This window comes from Nocardia sp. NPDC020380 (assembly GCF_044386975.1).
Taxonomy (GTDB): domain Bacteria; phylum Actinomycetota; class Actinomycetes; order Mycobacteriales; family Mycobacteriaceae; genus Nocardia.
The window spans coordinates 534,083-551,987 of the sequence record NZ_JBIRVQ010000007.1; the positions used below are offsets into that span (position 1 = coordinate 534,083).

The 17,905-nt window shown below is 69.1% G+C and carries 11 protein-coding genes; 5 read left to right on the forward strand and 6 right to left on the reverse strand.

What is annotated here, in order from left to right; all coding sequences use genetic code 11:
- Positions 1-71 precede the first annotated feature (71 nt).
- A complete protein-coding gene (locus tag ACH438_RS22095) occupies positions 72-878 on the forward strand; it encodes an RDD family protein (RefSeq protein ID WP_397008003.1) in 807 nt (268 codons plus the stop codon).
- On the opposite strand, the gene ACH438_RS22100 is transcribed toward ACH438_RS22095, so the two are convergent.
- The 5 genes from ACH438_RS22100 to ACH438_RS22120 all read right to left on the reverse strand — a co-directional run bounded on the left by ACH438_RS22100 (position 856) and on the right by ACH438_RS22120 (position 5,786).
- Positions 856-2,151: a DUF58 domain-containing protein gene (locus ACH438_RS22100; protein ID WP_397008005.1), complete on the reverse strand. Its 1,296-nt coding sequence runs from the start codon at positions 2,149-2,151 to the stop codon at positions 856-858. The genes ACH438_RS22095 and ACH438_RS22100 overlap by 23 nt on opposite strands.
- Before the next feature lie 2 nt (positions 2,152-2,153).
- A complete protein-coding gene (locus ACH438_RS22105; RefSeq protein ID WP_397008007.1) occupies positions 2,154-3,173 on the reverse strand; it encodes an AAA family ATPase in 1,020 nt (339 codons plus the stop codon).
- Entirely contained in the window at positions 3,149-4,219 is a 1,071-nt protein-coding gene (locus ACH438_RS22110) for a DUF4129 domain-containing protein (protein ID WP_397008009.1), read from the reverse strand. The genes ACH438_RS22105 and ACH438_RS22110 overlap by 25 nt, the downstream gene beginning before the upstream one ends.
- A complete protein-coding gene (locus tag ACH438_RS22115) occupies positions 4,216-5,091 on the reverse strand; it encodes a hypothetical protein (RefSeq protein ID WP_397008011.1) in 876 nt (291 codons plus the stop codon). The genes ACH438_RS22110 and ACH438_RS22115 overlap by 4 nt, the downstream gene beginning before the upstream one ends.
- A gap of 122 nt (positions 5,092-5,213) precedes the next feature.
- Positions 5,214-5,786 (reverse strand): TetR/AcrR family transcriptional regulator, encoded by a 573-nt coding sequence (locus ACH438_RS22120; protein WP_397008013.1) that lies wholly within the window; start codon positions 5,784-5,786, stop codon positions 5,214-5,216.
- Between the two features lie 80 nt (positions 5,787-5,866).
- Here ACH438_RS22120 and ACH438_RS22125 point away from each other — a divergent pair, with 80 nt between their 5' ends.
- A complete protein-coding gene (locus tag ACH438_RS22125) occupies positions 5,867-7,447 on the forward strand; it encodes an MFS transporter (RefSeq protein ID WP_397008015.1) in 1,581 nt (526 codons plus the stop codon).
- Between the two features lie 83 nt (positions 7,448-7,530).
- Here the strand turns inward: ACH438_RS22125 and ACH438_RS22130 are convergent, their stop codons facing one another.
- Positions 7,531-9,408: a DUF4407 domain-containing protein gene (locus tag ACH438_RS22130; protein ID WP_397008017.1), complete on the reverse strand. Its 1,878-nt coding sequence runs from the start codon at positions 9,406-9,408 to the stop codon at positions 7,531-7,533.
- Positions 9,409-10,289: 881 nt separating this feature from the next.
- On the opposite strand from ACH438_RS22130, the gene gltB reads away from it, so the two are divergent.
- From gltB to ACH438_RS22145, 3 genes are all read left to right on the forward strand, one after another.
- Positions 10,290-14,987 (forward strand): glutamate synthase large subunit, encoded by a 4,698-nt coding sequence (gltB, locus tag ACH438_RS22135; RefSeq protein WP_397008019.1) that lies wholly within the window; start codon positions 10,290-10,292, stop codon positions 14,985-14,987.
- Positions 14,988-15,025: 38 nt separating this feature from the next.
- Positions 15,026-16,495: a glutamate synthase subunit beta gene (locus ACH438_RS22140; RefSeq protein ID WP_397008021.1), complete on the forward strand. Its 1,470-nt coding sequence runs from the start codon at positions 15,026-15,028 to the stop codon at positions 16,493-16,495.
- A 439-nt stretch (positions 16,496-16,934) separates the two neighbouring features.
- A complete protein-coding gene (locus ACH438_RS22145; RefSeq protein ID WP_397008023.1) occupies positions 16,935-17,837 on the forward strand; it encodes a cutinase family protein in 903 nt (300 codons plus the stop codon).
- Positions 17,838-17,905 lie beyond the last annotated feature (68 nt).

Below are 17,905 nucleotides of genomic sequence, written 5' to 3' on the forward strand. Positions count from 1 at the left end.
GCCGACAATCACTGGCCCACGCGATCGGACGGTTGCCATTCGCTGCCACGGCTGGGAAGAATGACGGTGACATGGCGCTTTTCACCACGGGCGAGGCTGTCGCCGTCGAACTGCCGATCGCGCGGATCCCTACGCGGGCCGCGGCGTTCCTGCTCGATCTGATCGTGCAGGTCGTGATCGGGCTGCTGTTGCTGCTCGTGCTGATGGCGCTGCTGAATTGGCTGGACGCGGATTCGGCGTGGCAGGACGCGGCGATGCTGGTGACGCTGGTGAGCGCGCTGATCGGATATCCGGTGCTGTTCGAGACGTTCACGCGGGGGCGGTCGGCCGGGAAGATGGCCATGGGGCTGCGGGTGGTGCGGGCCGACGGCGGGCCGATCGACTTCCGGCACGCGGTCACTCGCGGGCTGTCGGGCATCGTCGACTTCTGGATGCTGGGTACGGGATTGATCGCCGTGGTGGTGTCGATGTGCTCGCCACAGGGCCGGCGCATCGGGGACGCCCTGGCGGGGACGGTCGTCGTGCACGATCGCAGCCGCCTGCCGTACGCCGCCCTGGCCGCGCCGCCGCCGTGGCTGACGGGGTGGGCGCGGCAACTCGACCTGTCCGGGCTGCCCGACGAACTCGCGCTGTCCATCCGCCAGTACCTGTTGCGCTGGCGGACCCTGACACCCGAGGTGCGGGACCGGCTGGGCCGGGCACTGGTCATCACCACCTGCGCCAAGCTCGGTGTGGCCCCGCTCAATGGCTATCCGCCGCTGCACATTCTGGGCGCGGTGCTCTCCGAGCGGCAGCGGCGGGCGATCCCGCCGCCGCCCATGGTGGTGCCGCAGTCGCCGACCGACGTCTTCCTGGCTACAGCGCGCCTGTCTGCTTGAGTTCCAGGTACTCGTCGGCCAGGGCCTCGGGCAGCCGATCAGGGGCTTCGGTGATGACGCGAACACCCATGCGGCGCAAGGTCTCCCGCGCCACCGCGTGCTCAGCGAGGACGTTCTCAGCGGCCGCCGCCGTGTAGAGGTCGTCGAGGCCGGACCGCCGGATCGCGGCGGCCGCCACCTCGGGATCGGTGACCGAAACGACCAGTACGCGATGCCGTTCGGTGAGGACCGGCAGCACGGGCAGCAGCCCCTCCTGCATGGTCGCGGCATCGAGATGCGTGAACCAGACGACCAGGCTGCGCCGCCGGGCCCGCTGCAGCGTCGTACGCAGCAGGCCCTGATAGTCGGTGTCGACCAGCGCGGGCACAACCCCGGCCAGCGCGTGCATGAGCTTGAGCTGCAGCCGTTTTCCGCCGACCCCGCGCACCTCGGTCCGCACACTTCGGTCGAAGGCGAGCAGATCCACCGAATCGCCACCCGCGGCAGCCAGCCCGCCCAGCAGCAGCGCGGCCTCGATGCCCGCGTCGAGGCGGGTGCCGTCGCCGATGCGGGCCGCACTGACCCGCCCGGTGTCGAGCAGCATGACCACGTGCCGATTCCGTTCCGGCCGCCAGGTGCGGACGAGCACATCCTGGGCGCGGGCGGTGGCCCGCCAGTCGATGGTGCGCACATCGTCGCCCGCCACATACTCACGGAAGGAATCGAATTCGGTGCCCTGCCCGCGAATCGTGGTGGTGTTGCGGCCTTCCAGATGCTGCAACTGCCGCACCTTGGAGGCGAGGATCTTCTCGCTGCGGAACGGCGGCAGCGCCCGCAGCCGCGCGGGCACCTCGCGCCGCACCTGCCGCCCGGCCAGGCCGAGCGGTCCCAGCAGGCGCAAGGTCACCGGTCCGGCCTCGCGGTCGCCGCGATACGACGGCGTGAGTTCGGTGTGCAGCCGCAACCGGGTATTGGGCGGCAGCGCCAGCGCATGGGTGCGGTGCCGGGCGTGCGCGCTGGGCGGCCAGTCGTCCCACAGCGTGCCGCGCAGGGTGCGGCCGCCGGTATTGAGCACGCCGAGTTCGATGTCGATGCTGCGCCCGGTGCGGACCGTGGTGATCGGCGCCCGCGAGAACTCCAGTGCCGCAGGCGATCCGAGCAACGACAGATCGACCCCGATCAGTGCCGCGAGCAGCAGCGTGGCCAGCACCACGCCCGGCCAGGACGGCAGCACCAGCGTGACGAACAGGGCCGCGACCGCGGCCACGAGGGCGAGCCGCCCGGTGACGACCACCGCTACACCGGCACGGGGACGGACATCAGCAGCGAGGCCAGCACGCCCTCGGCGGTGACGCCCTCCACCTCGTGTTCGGGCCGCAGGTGCAGCCGATGCCGGAGCACCACCGTCGCAACGGCTTTCACATCATCGGGTGTCACATACGCGCGCCCGTTGAGCCACGCGAAGGCGCGGGCGGCGGCCATCAGCGCGGTGGCGCCACGGGTGGACGCGCCGTGCGCGACGGCGGGGGAGGTGCGGGTGGCCCGGCACAGGTCGACCGTGTACGCCAGCACCTCGGGACTGATCGTCACCTGCGCGACCGCGGCGCGGGCGGCCGCGATGTGCGCGGGCCCGGCGACCGGCCGCAGCCCGGCGCCGGCCAGGTCGCGCGGGTCGAAGCCGGCGGCATGCCGTTGCAGGATCCGGAATTCGTCGTCGCGGCCCGGCAATTGGACGTCGACCTTGAACAGGAACCGGTCCAGCTGCGCCTCCGGCAGCGGATAGGTGCCCTCCTGCTCGATCGGGTTCTGGGTCGCGATCACCACGAACGGATCGGGCAGCGGCTGCGGCACGCCATCCACCGAAACCTGCCGCTCCTCCATGGATTCCAGCAGCGCGGACTGCGTTTTCGGTGGCGTGCGGTTGATTTCGTCGGCGAGCAGCAGATTGGTGAACACGGGCCCGCGCCGGAAGGTGAACTCGGTGGTGTGCGGGTCGTAGATCTGCGAGCCGGTGACATCGCCGGGCATCAGGTCGGGCGTGAACTGGATGCGCGAATGCTCCAGATCCAGGGCGGTGGCCAGGGCCCGCACCAGCAGCGTCTTGGCCACGCCCGGAACGCCTTCCAGCAGCACATGCCCGCGGCACAGCAGCGCCAGCACCAGGAACATGACGGCGTGATCGTTGCCGATGACCGCCTTCCCGATCTCCGCCCGCAGGGCGAGCAGCGCCTGCTGCGCGTCCTGCGCGGTCGGGGTGTGGTTGCTGTCCACGACGTTCTGGGAAAGATCGGTCACAAGACCTCCGCTTCGATCCATTCGAGTTGTGCGGCCACGAGTTCCAGGCTGCCCCGATCGTCGACCGGGTCGTAGAGGGCGGACCGGACGGTGCCCGGGTCCGCGCCGGTGCGAGCCGCGATCACCGCGGTGACCGCATCGGCCGGGGTATCGGCGGTGGTGCCGAGCCCGGGCCGCAACCGCCGCAGGGCGGCGGCCCGCAGGGTGTCCGCGACATGGTTGTGGTCGCGGGACTTCCGGTACAGGCCGGCCTGCCCGGCGAGCAGTTCACCGGCGGGCGCCTCGACGGGCAGGGGTTCGCCGACCACCGCACCGCGTCGCCGGCCCCGCCACCACAGCACGATCACCCAGGCGATGAGGAACTGCAGCCCGCCGAAGGCCAGCCAGCCGGGCAGCTGCTGGAACAAGGAGTCCTGGCCCGCACCGAAATTCGGGGGCGGCGTGTTCGGCGGCGGCGCGGCGGGCGGCGGCGTGGTGACGGGTGCGTGCGGTGGCGTGGTCGGCGCCGGCGGCGTGGGAGGCGTCGGCGACCCGAGATGAGTCAGCACGTACGCGAGCACCAGGACCGCGAGAATGCCCGCGATGGCGGCCCACAGCCGCCAATCCCCGAGCCAGGCCGGGAGTTCGCGGTTACCGCGCTCCCGGGCGGGCTTGCGGGACTTGCGCGGTTTGCGTTGTTCGGTGATCTCGGCCGGTGCGTCGACCGGTGGTGGCGCCACGGAGAACCGGTCGGCCTGCTCCAGCAGCCGGTACTCGGCCTCGGCGGCGGGCCGGCCGCCGTACACGACCTCGTCGAAACTGTGTGCCGCCGAGGGCAGTCCGGCCGCCTCGGGCGACACCGTGGTGGCGGCCTGTGCGGTCTCCCGCGCGGTGCGTGCCCGCTGCTCCTCGAGGATGCCGCGTTGTTCCAGTCCGCGGGTGACGGCTCGATACCGTTCGCGCAGCGCGGTCCGGTAATCGGCGTGCAGCGCGGCCTGTTCCGCGGCCGCCAGGTGCACGGCGGCGGGCCCGAGCGCGGGCTCCGGCGGAATCGGCTGCCGGTCCTCGGGCTTCGGGGGCCGGTTCATCGCGTCACCTCGCCGGGCACCGTGATGTCCCAGGCCTCGCGGCGGCAGCGCTTGTCGACGTAGACGACGACCTGGGTGGCGGACTCCACCATTTCGCCGAGCGCGATGACGAACAGCGCGAACGCGATGACCAGGACGGTCACCGTCCAGCGGTGGGTGCCGGAGACCCCGGACACGGTCTGCCACAGCGCCAGCAACGGCACGATCAGCACCACCAGCAGTCCGCGCAGGTAGAGCAGCAGCCCGACCAGCTGCCATTCCGACCCGGCGGCAAGGATTTTCGCGCGCAGCGCGGCCGGCCGGTAGGTGGCGGATTCGTCGAAGACCACGGGCAGCAGCGTGAACTTCCGCGCCCGCAGCCACAACAGCCAGATCGCGGCCAGCGGCAGCGTGATGATCAGTGGCGTGCCCAGCAGCAGCACGCCGACACCGACCAGCGTGTACATGACCTGATAGCCCAGCAGCGCACCGGCTTCCGCGGCCAGCTGCTGCAATGCTCCGCGCCAGCTCGCGGGCTTCCCGTGCACCACGGCCAGGCCGAGCGGAACGGTGGTGCCGCGCACGAACATTCGCAGCGTCCACGCACAGATCAGGGTGACCACCAGCGCGCCCCAGAAGGTGCCGCTGTCGGAGCCGCCGGTGGCGATCGAGACGACCGCGGTCATGCCGACGGCCACCCCGGTGGCCACCGCGACCGCGACGGCGTACAGCGCGGCGAGGGTCCGGATCGGGGTCTGGATCAGCGCGAACGGCAGATCCAGCAGTTCGCGGAACTGCAGCGGGCGGATGGGCACAGGGGCCGGCCCGGTGGCCGTTCCTTCCCCCACCGCGCCGGCCGTCGGTCCGACCTGGTCGGCGGCGGCTGGCAACACGCGCCCGAGTCTAGCTGCACGAACGCTTCCGGTGGTCCTGTGTTTTCGCGCGGCGGTGTCCGATTTCGGCGGCGGCGTCATCCGCTGCCCGGCGGGAGAATTGTCCGATGCTCGCGGCGGCCCTAGGCGGGTGGCGTGGCGGGGCCGAGCAGGCGGGTGACGAGCTGCTTGTACAGCTCGGGATCGGTGGGCGGCAGGCCGAGCAGGGCGCGCAGGTAGACGCCGTCGCCGACCAGCCGCACGATCTCGGCCTGCACCGGATCGGGGATCTCGTTGTCCAGGGCCGTCTTCCAGCCGTCGAGGACCTCGCCGAGGGCGCGGTCGGTCTCGTGCTGGGTGTCGCCGGGCCCGTCGACGGTGCGCATGGCGGCCAGCATGGACCGGTAGAGCGCGAGTTCGACGGCGTCGGCGTCGTTTTCGGGGTGCGGGGCCTGCAGGTACCACTCGGCGACGGAGCGGCCCTCCTCGACGGCGACGCGGACCTGGGTGTCGGTGCGTTCACCGACGCGGCGCAGCAGTCCGGCGATCAGCGCGTCCTTGCTTCTGAAGTGGTAGAGCAGCCCGCCCTTGGAGACGCCCGCGGCATTGGCGACGTTCTCCAGGGTGACCTGTGACAGGCCCTTGTCGAGGAGCAGGTTTTCGAGGGCGTCGAGGATCCGGTCGCGGGTGCCGGACCTGTCTCGGGTGGTGGTCACAAGCCTCAACTGTACCGTCTGGACGGTTAATTGTGCTACTGTACCGGCTGGACGGTTGATAACTCCGAAAGAGAAGACTGATGACCACCCACTCCGCAACCAGCCGGTCCGGGACCGGATCCACCGCGGAAACCCTCGTCCCGACCACCCCACCCAAGGCCCGCGCCCGCGACTGGGCCGGCCTCGGCGTCCTCGCCCTCGCCCTGCTGCTCATCGCCGTCGACGCCACCGTGCTCGACCTGGCCGTCCCGGCCATCACCGCCGACCTCGAACCGACCACACCGGAACTGCTGTGGATCATCGACGTCTACTCGTTCGTGCTGGCCGGACTGCTGGTCACCATGGGCACCCTCGGCGACCGCATCGGCCGCCGGCGACTGCTGCTGATCGGCGCCGCCGGCTTCGCCGCCGCCTCGGCCCTCGCCGCCTTCGCGGTCAACCCCGAAATGCTCATCGCCGCCCGCGTCCTGCAGGGCGTCGCCGGCGCCACCCTCATGCCCGCGACCCTCGGCCTGATCCGATCCATGTTCGCCGACGCCCGCCAGCGCACGCTCGCCATCTCGGTCTGGGGTGCGATGGCGGCCTCCGGCGCGGCCTTCGGCCCCCTGCTGGGCGGCTGGATGCTCGAGCACTTCTGGTGGGGTTCGGTGTTCCTGGTGAACCTGCCGGTCATGGCGCTGCTGCTGGTGCTGGCCCCGATCCTGGTGCCGGAATCGAAGGACCCGAACCCGGGCCGCTTCGACCTACTCAGCGCCGGACTGTCGATGCTCGCGCTGATCCCGATCGTGTACGCGGTCAAGGAGTTCGCGGCCCACGGCCCGAGCCTGAACCTGCTGATCGCGGCCATGATCGGCGTGGCCTCAGGCGTGATGTTCATCCGCCGTCAGCGCGGGCTGAAAACCCCGCTGATCGACCTGGACCTGTTCCGCATCCCGGCCTTCCGCGCGGCCGTGTTCACCAACCTGCTGTCGGTGTTCGCGCTGGCCGGAATGCTGTTCTTCGGCTCGCAGTACCTGCAGCTGGTACTGAACCGGTCACCGCTGGAGGCGGGCCTGCTGCTGATCCCGGGCACCATCGGCTCGATGCTGGGCGCACTCGCCGCGGCCTGGCTGGTGCGCTGGTGGCGGCAGGCCACCGTGCTGGCCGGTTCGCTGATCGCGGTCGCGATCGGCGCCGGACTGTACTGGCTGCTGCCGACCGATCCCTCGGGTTCGGTGACGCCGTTCATCGTGGGCTTCCTGCTCATCGGCCTGGGTGAGGGTGTGGCCCTGACGGTGTCGTCCGACATGATCGTCAGCACCGCGCCCGAGGCGCGCGCCGGCAATGCCGCCGCCATCTCGGAGACCGCGATGGAAATGGGTATCGCCCTGGGCGTGGCGGTGCTGGGCAGCGCCGTCATGGCCGCCTTCCGGCACGGGCTGGACCTCAGCACGGTCCCGTCCGACAAGGCGGACGCGGCCCGCGAATCCCTGGGCGGCGCGGTCGAAACCGCCCGCGAGCTACCGGGATCCGCCGGTACCGCCCTGCTGGACTCGGCGCACTCGGCGTTCGTGAGCGGTATCCACCTGGCGGCGACCTCGACCGCGGTCATCCTGGTGGTCACGGCCGCGATCGCCTACCGGGCCGCGACCAAGAGCCGCACGGCCCAGCCGGCCGCGTAACCGGCCCCGAAAAAAGCTGTGGCCCGGCAGTTTCCGTGTTCTACGTGAAACATGCCGGGCCACAGCCCTGCTCCAGGTACCCGTCAGCGGTCGCCCTTGGCGGGCGGAAGCTGATGCGGACCACGGTATTCCAGCTCCGGATTCCGGCGGCCCGACAGCGCATCCTGCTGCGGGGGAGCGGGCAGCGGATACCCGGGCTCCACGACCTGACCCTGCGGCAGCGCACCGTAACCCTGGTACTGCGCGTAGGGCTGATCCACGACCGCCGACGCCACCCGCTGCGCGTGCACATGCTGCGGTGCGCCCGGGAGCTGATAGTTGTACTGCTGCTGCGGCGCGTACACCTGCTGCTGTTGCGCCTGACCGGAATCCGACGAATCGACGGTCACCTTGCGGGTGCGGCGCAGCGTGAAGGTGATCTCCTCCGCCTCCTCGAACGCCTGCCGCACGGTACGCAGCGGATGCGTCGCGGTATCGATCGCATTGGCCACGAACGACGGCACCAGCGGCCGGATCCAGCGGGCCGCCGTATCGGTGAAGGGCACGGTGCCGATGATCGGAAGTTCCAGACCGCCACCCTTCGGCGCCGACGCGGGCACGGGCGCCTGCCCGGCCGGTGCCAGTGCGCCTCCGGCGCCCAGCGGCGCCACCACCCCCGGCGTCAGCTGGGCGGGCAGATTCGGCGACTGAGTCAAGTTCCCCTCCTGAGAGTCTCGGTCCCCGGCCGGCGCGGCGGCCGGGAGCTCATGCTGTGCGGCCCGGTCGAATTCGTTCAGCGCCCGCTGCGCGGGTTCGGTGATACCGATCTCGAAATTGCCGATGGCCGCGATGATCCGGGTGCGCTGCCGCTCCCGGTCGATGGCGGTATCCGCGTGCGCGGCCAGCCGCGCCGCGGTGAGCTGTTGTTCGGCCTGCAGTTTCGCGGTCTCGACCCGCACCTGCGCCTGCGTGACGGCGATGGCCGCACCGGCGGCCTGGTCCACCCGGTCGGTTTCGGTGCGGGCGGCCACTTCCCGATCGAAGGAGGTCTCGCCGCGCCACAGGCGCAGCAGCAACGGCAGCAGCGCGAGCACGATCATCAGCACCGCCACCGCCAGCCGCAGCACGAGCGGCCCGGCATGCCCGGTGGTGTAGTCGTTCATGGCGACCCAGCGGGCGCCGAGCCCACGATCGCCGTCGGTGTAGGCGGCGGCGCGGGCGGCGGTGAGGGCCTTGTCCTTGTCGGTGATCGCGGCGTCCAGCGTGGGCGCCTTGTCCTGCAAGGTTTTCAGCTGCGCGCGGGCATCGTCGACCATCTGGTTGGCGGTGCGTTCCTCGGGACCGCGGCCCGGGATGCGCGTGATCATGGTCTGCGGGCACTCCGGCGCCGGGTTCAATTCGCAGCGCGCGATCTCGACCGCGGTGGTGACATCGTTCTGCGCCTTGGTGATCTGCTGATCCAGTGCCGTCCGGTCGGTGTGCGCCTGATCCAGCTGGGTGCGCGCGGTGACCACGGCCGGCGTGGATTCGACTCCGCGCTGGGCGTTTTCGTCGAGGATCCGGTTCACGCTGCCGCCGAAGAGCACCGTCATGGCCAGTTCGGCGACCACCAGCCCCGCCACCACGGCGACCGCGATGCGGCCCGCGAATTCGGCTCGGGCGCGGCCGTTTTCACCGCGGGCGGGCGTCGACGCCGTGGCCAGGGCCCGGGAGATGGCTCCCACCAGCAAGGTTGCGATGAGCGCCACGACGATCACGGCGTACACCGGCCATTGCGCGGCGGCGGTGGCGAGCGCGGTGATGATGCCCGCGGTGACGGCGAACAGGGCGACCACGGCGCCGGTGAGGGAATAGCCACCGCGATCGTGGGATCCCGTCAATCGGGCCTGTCCACCGCCGAGCCAGAGGAGCGCGCCGCTCAGCCGGATCAGCAGCCCCGGAGCAGCGGAGATGTTCTTCTCAGGGACATGGTGAACGGTCATGGGAGCTCACATCCTCAAAGTCCCAGGCTGTTTCGGTGCGCGAAACCGTCGCTGATTCGTTGTCTCAGCGTGACAGGCGTTCGGCTGTTCGGCCGAGCGTGGCGGCTGGGATGTGGCCAGCCTCACATCGGCTTGTTTCCCGCGCGTGACGTGGTGATGATCACGGCTGGAACCGGGTGCCGCCGCTCAGGAAAGTGACTCGAGTCCTGCTCACTGTTTGCTGACCATGTGCTCGAGGACACATCAACTAAAAATTCCGTCCGGTCGGAACGTTGCCGGGGCACGTCGCCCCGACCCGCGACACGCCCGCCGGATATGTCCGGAAAGTTAGCCGTCGAAAAGGCGGTTTGCCGGATCCACTTGTGGGGAAATCTGTTCCATTGCAGGTGAGGGATGCGCCGGAGCTGCGCCGGCGAGATTCGGAGCCCACCCTCGCGCGCGCGTATTCAGTGGGGAATCCAACTGAAAACCCGCTGCTCCCCTGCTTTACACTGGAGAACGCGCATGTAGTGGAGGATCGATGAAGAAGCCCAGCTAGACACTGTAATTAGTGAAACCTAAGTTGGTTGGGCTCCAGTCCTGACTTATCGTTTGCTCTTACGCCGAACTACACAAGCTCGGCATATCTCCCCATATCGGTCAGAGGCCCACCGGCGCTCAGCCTAGTGGGCGAGCACGGCGCGGAAGGTAGCCAGCACGTAAGCACTGAGTTACCGCCGAGCACCCGACTACGTCACCGAAGCGGGTGGACAACTGGAGAGTTGACTGCACGGGATGGCCATCAGCGCCGCTGGTCTCCGAAACGTCCGGGCGCAGTCTAGACGGAGGCATTCGACGAAGGCCGCATTCTTCGAAGGCCTGTTTTTTGTGAAGGCAGAGGCATGACGCAACTTCCTGGCCACAGGTCCCCCGCCGGCGGTGCCGGCTATGGGCACGGACCCCGCGGGCTCTATGACCCGGCGAACGAACACGACTCCTGTGGTGTCGCATTCGTCGTCGACATGCACGGCCGCCGCAGCCGCGACATCGTCGACAAGGCTATTACGGCATTGCTGAACCTGGAGCACCGAGGCGCAGCCGGAGCCGAGCCCAACTCGGGCGACGGCGCAGGCATCCTCATCCAGCTCCCGGACAAGTTCTTCCGTGCTGTCGTCGACTTCGAGCTTCCCGCCGAAGGTTCGTACGCCACCGGTATCGCCTTCCTGCCGCAGGCCCGCCGTGAGGCAGCCCGCGCCGGCTACGGAGTCGAGAAGATCGTTCGCGAGGAGGGCCTCGAGGTCCTCGGCTGGCGTGAGGTTCCCATCGACGAATCGTCGCTGGGCGCGCTGTCCCGCGACGCGATGCCGACCTTCCGGCAGATCTTCATCGCCTCCCCGAAGGCTGTTGCCGATGGCCGCCCCGGCGGCGCTGCCGAGCAGCTCTCCGGCATGGACCTGGAGCGCCGCGCCTACGTCATCCGCAAGCGCGTCGAGCACGAGCTCGGCAAGGCGGGCGCCGGCGAGGGCAACCTGGGCAAGGAATCGGTCTACTTCCCGAGCCTGTCCGGCCAGACCTTCGTCTACAAGGGCATGTTCACCACGCCCCAGCTGCGCGCGTTCTACCTGGACCTGCAGGACGAGCGCGTGGAATCCGCGCTCGGCATCGTGCACTCCCGCTTCTCCACCAACACCTTCCCGTCCTGGCCGCTCGCGCACCCGTTCCGCCGCGTCGCCCACAACGGTGAGATCAACACCGTCACCGGCAACGAGAACTGGATGCGGGCCCGCGAGGCGCTGCTGAAGTCCGACGCCTTCGGGACGGACCACGAGGGCAACAACCGCCTGGACAAGATCTTCCCGGTCTGCACCCCCGGCGCCTCCGACACCGCGCGCTTCGACGAGGTGCTGGAACTGCTGCACCTCGGCGGACGCAGCCTGCCGCACGCCGTGCTCATGATGATCCCGGAGGCCTGGGAGCGCGCCGAGTCCATGGACCCGGCCCGCCGCGCCTTCTACCGCTACCACTCCTTCCTGATGGAAGCGTGGGACGGCCCGGCCTCGGTGTGCTTCACCGACGGCACCGTGGTCGGCGCGGTGCTGGACCGCAACGGTCTGCGCCCGAGCCGCATCTGGGTCACCGACGACGGGCTCGTCGTCATGGCCTCCGAGGTCGGCGTGCTCGACATCGACCCGGCCAAGATCGTCAAGAAGGCCCGCCTGCAGCCCGGCCGCATGTTCCTGGTCGACACCTCGCAGGGCCGCATCATCGGCGACGACGAGGTCAAGACCCAGCTCGCCAACGAGCACCCGTACCAGGAGTGGCTGGACAACGGGCCGATCAAGCTGAACGATCTGCCGGACCGCCCGCACGTGCACATGTCGCACGACCGCGTGCTCATCCGCCAGCAGATCTTCGGATACAGCATCGAGGAACTGAACCTGCTGATCTCGCCCATGGCGCAGACCGGCGGCGAGGCCCTCGGCTCGATGGGCACCGACACCCCGATCGCGGTGCTGTCGTCGCGTCCGCGGCTGCTGTTCGACTACTTCTCGCAGCTGTTCGCGCAGGTCACCAACCCGCCGCTGGATGCCATCCGCGAAGAGGTCGTCACCTCGCTGCGCAGCATGGTGGGCCCGGAGGCCGACCTGCTGCACCCCAACCAGGACTCCTGTCATCAGATCACGCTGACCCAGCCGATCCTGGACAACGACGAGCTCAACAAGCTCATCCACATCAACGACGACGGTTCGCGGCCCGAGCTGCGCTCGGTGGTCGTGCACGGCCTGTACCCGGTCAAGAAGGGCGGCAAGGGCCTGCGCAAGGCCATCGAGGCCGTGCAGATGCAGATCTCGGCGGCCATCGACGGCGGCGCGCGGATCATCGTGCTGTCCGACCGCGAGTCCAACGAGAAGCTCGCCCCGATCCCGTCGCTGCTGCTGACCGCCGCGGTGCACCATCACCTGGTCCGGGAACGCACCCGCACCAAGGTGGGCCTGGTCATCGAGGCCGGTGACGCCCGCGAGGTGCACCACATGGCCATGCTGGTCGGTTTCGGCGCGGCGGCCATCAACCCGTACATGGCCTTCGAGTCCATCGAGGACATGCTGGAGCGCGGCGCGCTGAAGATGCCCGGCAGCACCGGCGACATCGTGGCCGACTACGACAAGGCCGTCTACAACTACAACAAGGCCGCCGGCAAGGGTGTGCTGAAGGTGATGTCCAAGATGGGCATCTCCACCATCGCCTCCTACCGGGGTGCGCAGCTGTTCCAGGTCGTCGGCCTGTCGCAGGAACTGGTGGACGAGTACTTCACCGGCCTGAACTCGCCGCTGAACGGTATCGGCCTGGACGACATCGCGGGCGAGGTCGCGCAGCGGCACCGCGTCGCGTACCTGGAGAACCGCAACGAGCGCGCGCACCGCGAGCTGGAGATCGGCGGCGAGTACCAGTGGCGTCGTGAGGGCGAGTACCACCTGTTCAACCCGGACACGGTGTTCAAGCTGCAGCACGCCACCCGCACGGGTCAGTACTCGATCTTCAAGGAGTACACCAAGCTGGTCGACGACCAGTCCGAGCGGCTGGCCTCGCTGCGTGGCCTGTTCAAGTTCAAGTCCGAAGCGCGCCACCCGATTTCGATCGACGAGGTCGAGTCCGCGTCGGAGATCGTGAAGCGCTTCTCGACCGGTGCGATGAGCTACGGCTCCATCTCGGCCGAGGCGCACGAGACGCTCGCCATTGCCATGAACCGGCTGGGCGGTCGCTCGAATTCCGGTGAGGGCGGCGAACATCCGGCCCGCTTCGAGCCGGAGGAGAACGGCGACTGGCGCCGGTCCGCCATCAAGCAGGTGGCCTCCGGCCGCTTCGGCGTGACCTCGCACTACCTCACCAACTGCACCGATATCCAGATCAAGATGGCGCAGGGCGCGAAGCCCGGTGAGGGCGGCCAGCTGCCGGCCCACAAGGTGTACTCGTGGGTCGCCGAGGTGCGGCACTCGACGCCGGGCGTCGGCCTCATCTCGCCGCCGCCGCACCACGACATCTACTCGATCGAGGATCTGGCGCAGCTGATCCACGACCTGAAGAACGCGAACCCGCAGGCGCGGATTCACGTGAAACTGGTCGCGGAGCCGGGCGTCGGCACCGTCGCCGCAGGTGTCTCCAAGGCGCACGCGGACGTGGTGCTCATCTCCGGTCACGACGGTGGCACCGGTGCGTCCCCGCTCACCTCGCTGAAGCACGCGGGCGGTCCCTGGGAGCTCGGCCTCGCCGAGACTCAGCAGACGCTGCTGCTCAACGGCCTGCGCGACCGCATCGTGGTGCAGGTGGACGGTCAGATGAAGACCGGCCGCGACGTCATGATCGCCGCCCTGCTGGGCGCCGAGGAATACGGCTTCGCGACCGCGCCGCTGGTGGTCTCGGGCTGCATCATGATGCGGGTCTGCCACCTCGACACCTGCCCGGTCGGCGTCGCCACCCAGAACCCCGTGCTGCGTGAGCGTTTCACCGGTAAGCCCGAATTCGTCGAGAACTTCATGCTGTTCATCGCCGAAGAGGTGCGGGAGCTGCTGGCCTCGCTGGGCCTGCGCACCCTGGACGAGGCCATCGGCCGGGTCGACCTGCTCGACACCACCGCCGCCAAGTCGCACTGGAAGGCCGCCAAGCTCGACCTGTCGCCGATCCTCGACGACGTCGAGACGGCGTTCATGCTGCAGGACCGCCGCAACACCAAGGGCCAGGACCACGGCCTGGACAAGGCCCTGGACAACGAGCTGATCGCGCAGGCCGCGGACGCGCTCGAGCGCGGCAAGCCGGTCAAGATCGAAACCAAGATCAGCAACGTGAACCGCACCGTCGGCACCATGCTCGGCCACGAAGTGACCAAGCTGTACGGCGGCGTCGGCCTGCCCGACGACACCATCGACATCACGTTCACCGGTTCCGCCGGTAACTCGTTCGGTGCGTTCGTCCCGGCCGGTATCACGCTGCGCGTCTTCGGTGACGCCAACGACTATGTGGGCAAGGGACTTTCGGGCGGACGCCTGATCGTGCGCCCATCGGCCGACGCCTCCGAGCAGTTCGTGGCGGAGCAGAACATCATCGCGGGCAACGTGATCCTGTTCGGCGCCACCTCGGGCCAGGCCTTCATCCGCGGTGTGGCCGGCGAGCGCTTCGCCGTCCGCAACTCGGGCGCCACCGCCGTGGTCGAGGGCGTGGGCGACCACGCCTGCGAGTACATGACCGGTGGCCGCGTGGTCATCCTCGGCGAGACCGGCCGCAACTTCGGCGCCGGCATGTCGGGCGGTATCGCGTTCGTCTACAACCCGAACGGCACCTTCGAGGCCCACCTCAACACCGAGATGGTCGACCCCGAACAGCTGTCCTCGGAGGACGCGCAGTGGCTGCACGACACCATCGCCGCGCACCGCGACACCACCGGTTCGGCTGTCGCGGAACGCATCCTGGGCGAATGGTCGCAGCAGGTGACCAAGTTCGTGAAGATCATGCCGCGCGACTACAAGAAGGTCCTGCTCGCCATTTCCGAGGCCGAGAAGTCGGGCCGGAACGTCGACGACGCGATCATGGAGGCCGCTCGTGGCTGACATGACCATGCAGTATTTGTTTTGTCAGGAGAACGTAAATGGGTGACGCACAAGGCTTCCTGAAGCACACTTCCCGGGAACTGCCGAAGCGCCGTCCCGTTCCGCTGCGCCTCATGGACTGGAAAGAGGTCTACGAGGCGAAGTTCTCGCACGAGACCCTGCAGACCCAGGCCAGCCGCTGCATGGACTGCGGAATCCCGTTCTGCCACAACGGTTGTCCGCTCGGGAACCTGATCCCCGAGTGGAACGACCTGGTGTACAAGGGACAGTGGCGCGAGGGCATCGATCGCCTGCACGCCACCAACAACTTCCCGGAGTTCACCGGCCGCCTGTGCCCGGCTCCGTGCGAGGCGTCCTGCGTGCTCGGCATCAACCAGGATCCGGTCACCATCAAGCAGGTCGAGGTCGAGCTCATCGAGAACGCCTTCGACGAGGGCTGGGTCACCCCGGTGTACCCGACCCGCCTCACCGGCAAGCGCGTCGCCGTCGTGGGCTCCGGCCCCGCCGGACTGGCCGCCGCGCAGCAGCTGACCCGGGCCGGTCACACCGTGACCGTGTTCGAGCGTGACGACCGCATCGGCGGCCTGATGCGCTACGGCATACCGGAATTCAAGATGGAGAAGCGGTTCATCGACCGCCGGCTCGCGCAGATGGAGGCCGAGGGCACCATCTTCAAGGCCGGCGTGAACGTGGGCGTCGACATCACCGCCGCCGAACTGCGCGAGCGGTTCGACGCGGTCGTGCTGGCCGGTGGCGCCACCATCGCGCGTGACCTGCCGATCCCGGGCCGCGACCTGGACGGCATCCACCAGGCCATGGAGTTCCTGCCGCTCGCCAACCGCGTGCAGCTCGGTGACCAGATCGCCGACGAGGACGGGCTGCCGCGCATCAACGCGCGCGGCAAGAAGGTCGTCATCATCGGTGGCGGTGACACCGGCGCCGACTGCCTCGGCACCTCGCACCGTCAGGGCGCCGAATCGGTGCACCAGTTCGAGATCATGCCGCGGCCGCCGGAGGAGCGTGCCGGTTCCACCCCGTGGCCGACCTACCCGCTCATGTACCGGGTGTCCTCGGCGCACGAGGAGGGCGGCGAGCGCGTGTTCTCCGTCAACACCGAGCGTTTCGTGGGTGCGGACGGCAAGGTCACCGGCCTGCAGGCGCACGAGGTGAAGATGGTGAACGGCCGCTTCGAGAAGGTCGAGGGCACCGACTTCACCCTGGAGGCCGATCTGGTGCTGCTGGCCATGGGCTTCGTCGGACCGCAGAAGAACGGTCTGCTCGAGGATCTGGGCGTCGGCTACGACCAGCGCGGCAACGTCAAGCGCGACAACGGCTGGGCCACCACGGTGCCGGGCGTCTTCGCGGCGGGCGATATGGGCCGCGGTCAGTCGCTGATCGTGTGGGCCATCGCCGAGGGCCGGGCCGCCGCTTCCGCGGTGGACCGCTACCTGGAGGGTGAGACCGCGCTGCCGGCGCCGATCACCCCGACCATGGTCGCGCAGCGCTGAGCGCAGCCGGACCGATCGTCGTTCCGAACTGAAAAGGGAAGGCCCCGATGGACTCTCGTCCGCCGGGGCCTTCTCCCTTTTCCGTATTCGATTCGGGTGCCGGGTTGGCGGGTATTTGCGCCACGTGGTTGACTGGGGCCGCCATCGGGGCGAATTGCGGTCCGGCCCGGATGGATCGGGGACGACGAGGTCTGCGATCGGATACGCGAAACGCGATAAATCGGGCGGATTGGTGATCTCGTCTGGCGGGGGCGGAAAGCCCCCTTTATGCTGGGCGGCGGTGTGTTGCCAATCTAGTCACGCGGTCTGTTTTGCGCATCTCACACAGGTCGGTTACCTGGGTTAACCGAGAGTGCACCGGATCGTCATGCGGCGAAGACACCATGATCGGGAATCGAGACGGGCAAGATGTCTCGACCAAGGCGTGAACTGGAGCAGTATGCGGTTGAAGAATATTGTCGCGGCTGCGGGGGCAGCGGCGAGTGTGCTCATGTCGGGTATCGTCCTCGGCACCGGTCCCGCTACAGCGGATCCCGGATCCGGTTGCCCCGTCCTCTACACGGTCGCCATTCCCGGCACCTGGGAAACCGGCAAGGACGAAACCGATCCCAAGCCCGGCATGCTGGCCGGGGTCACCGACGGCCTGCCCGGCGAAGTCGACTACGTGTCCTACGCGGCGACCGCATTCCCTTGGGAGGGTGACGTTTACGCCCAGTCCCGCAAGGAAGCCACCCGAAACGCGCGCGGCCTGATCCAGCAGTTCGCGGCCCGCTGCCCCGGCACCAAGATCGCCATCACCGGCTACAGCCAGGGCGCCGACGCCGCAGGCGATCTCGCCGCCGAGATCGGCACCGGCATGGGAGTCGTTCCGCCGGACCGCATCTCCGCCGTCGCGCTCATCTCCGATCCGGAACGGTCGCCCAGCGACGCCCAGGTCGGTCCCCCCGCACCCGGCGCGGGTGCGGGCGGCGCCCGGGCCGGCGGCTTCGGCTGGGTCAGCGACCGGGTGCGCACCGTCTGCGCCATCGGCGACCTGTACTGCTCCACCGAGGAAACCGACTTCGTCACCCGCTTCGCGGGCTTCCTCACCCGGGTGGAACCCACCCCGGCCGGCGTCTGGCAGGGCATGCTGCAGGTCGGCCCGCTGGTCAGCCAGCTGATGGCACAGGGCGGCCTGCCCATGCTGCAGGCGCAGCTGGCCGACGGCCCCGACAGCGAATACGCGCACCAGCTGGAAGAGTTCTACGGCACCGGCAAGCACACCAGCTACGGCACCTACCCGGTGGGCGGCGGCCAGACCGCCATCACCTGGATGCACAACTACATCGCCGGCAGCGTCTAGCACGTCCCGGAAATGTGGAAGGCCGCTCCCCGATGAGGGGGAGCGGCCTTCGCCGTATCCGAGCCGAT

Excerpts from the sequence above, each read along its gene's own strand:
- gltB (WP_397008019.1), top strand. The coding sequence starts at position 10,290 with ATGACGCAACTTCCTGGCCACAGGTCCCCCGCCGGCGGTGCCGGCTAT.
- ACH438_RS22110 (WP_397008009.1), bottom strand. The coding sequence starts at position 4,219 with ATGAACCGGCCCCCGAAGCCCGAGGACCGGCAGCCGATTCCGCCGGAG.
- ACH438_RS22125 (WP_397008015.1), top strand. The coding sequence starts at position 5,867 with ATGACCACCCACTCCGCAACCAGCCGGTCCGGGACCGGATCCACCGCG.
- ACH438_RS22140 (WP_397008021.1), top strand. The coding sequence starts at position 15,026 with ATGGGTGACGCACAAGGCTTCCTGAAGCACACTTCCCGGGAACTGCCG.
- ACH438_RS22145 (WP_397008023.1), top strand. The coding sequence starts at position 16,935 with ATGCGGTTGAAGAATATTGTCGCGGCTGCGGGGGCAGCGGCGAGTGTG.
- ACH438_RS22130 (WP_397008017.1), bottom strand. The coding sequence starts at position 9,408 with ATGACCGTTCACCATGTCCCTGAGAAGAACATCTCCGCTGCTCCGGGG.
- ACH438_RS22105 (WP_397008007.1), bottom strand. The coding sequence starts at position 3,173 with ATGGATCGAAGCGGAGGTCTTGTGACCGATCTTTCCCAGAACGTCGTG.
- ACH438_RS22095 (WP_397008003.1), top strand. The coding sequence starts at position 72 with ATGGCGCTTTTCACCACGGGCGAGGCTGTCGCCGTCGAACTGCCGATC.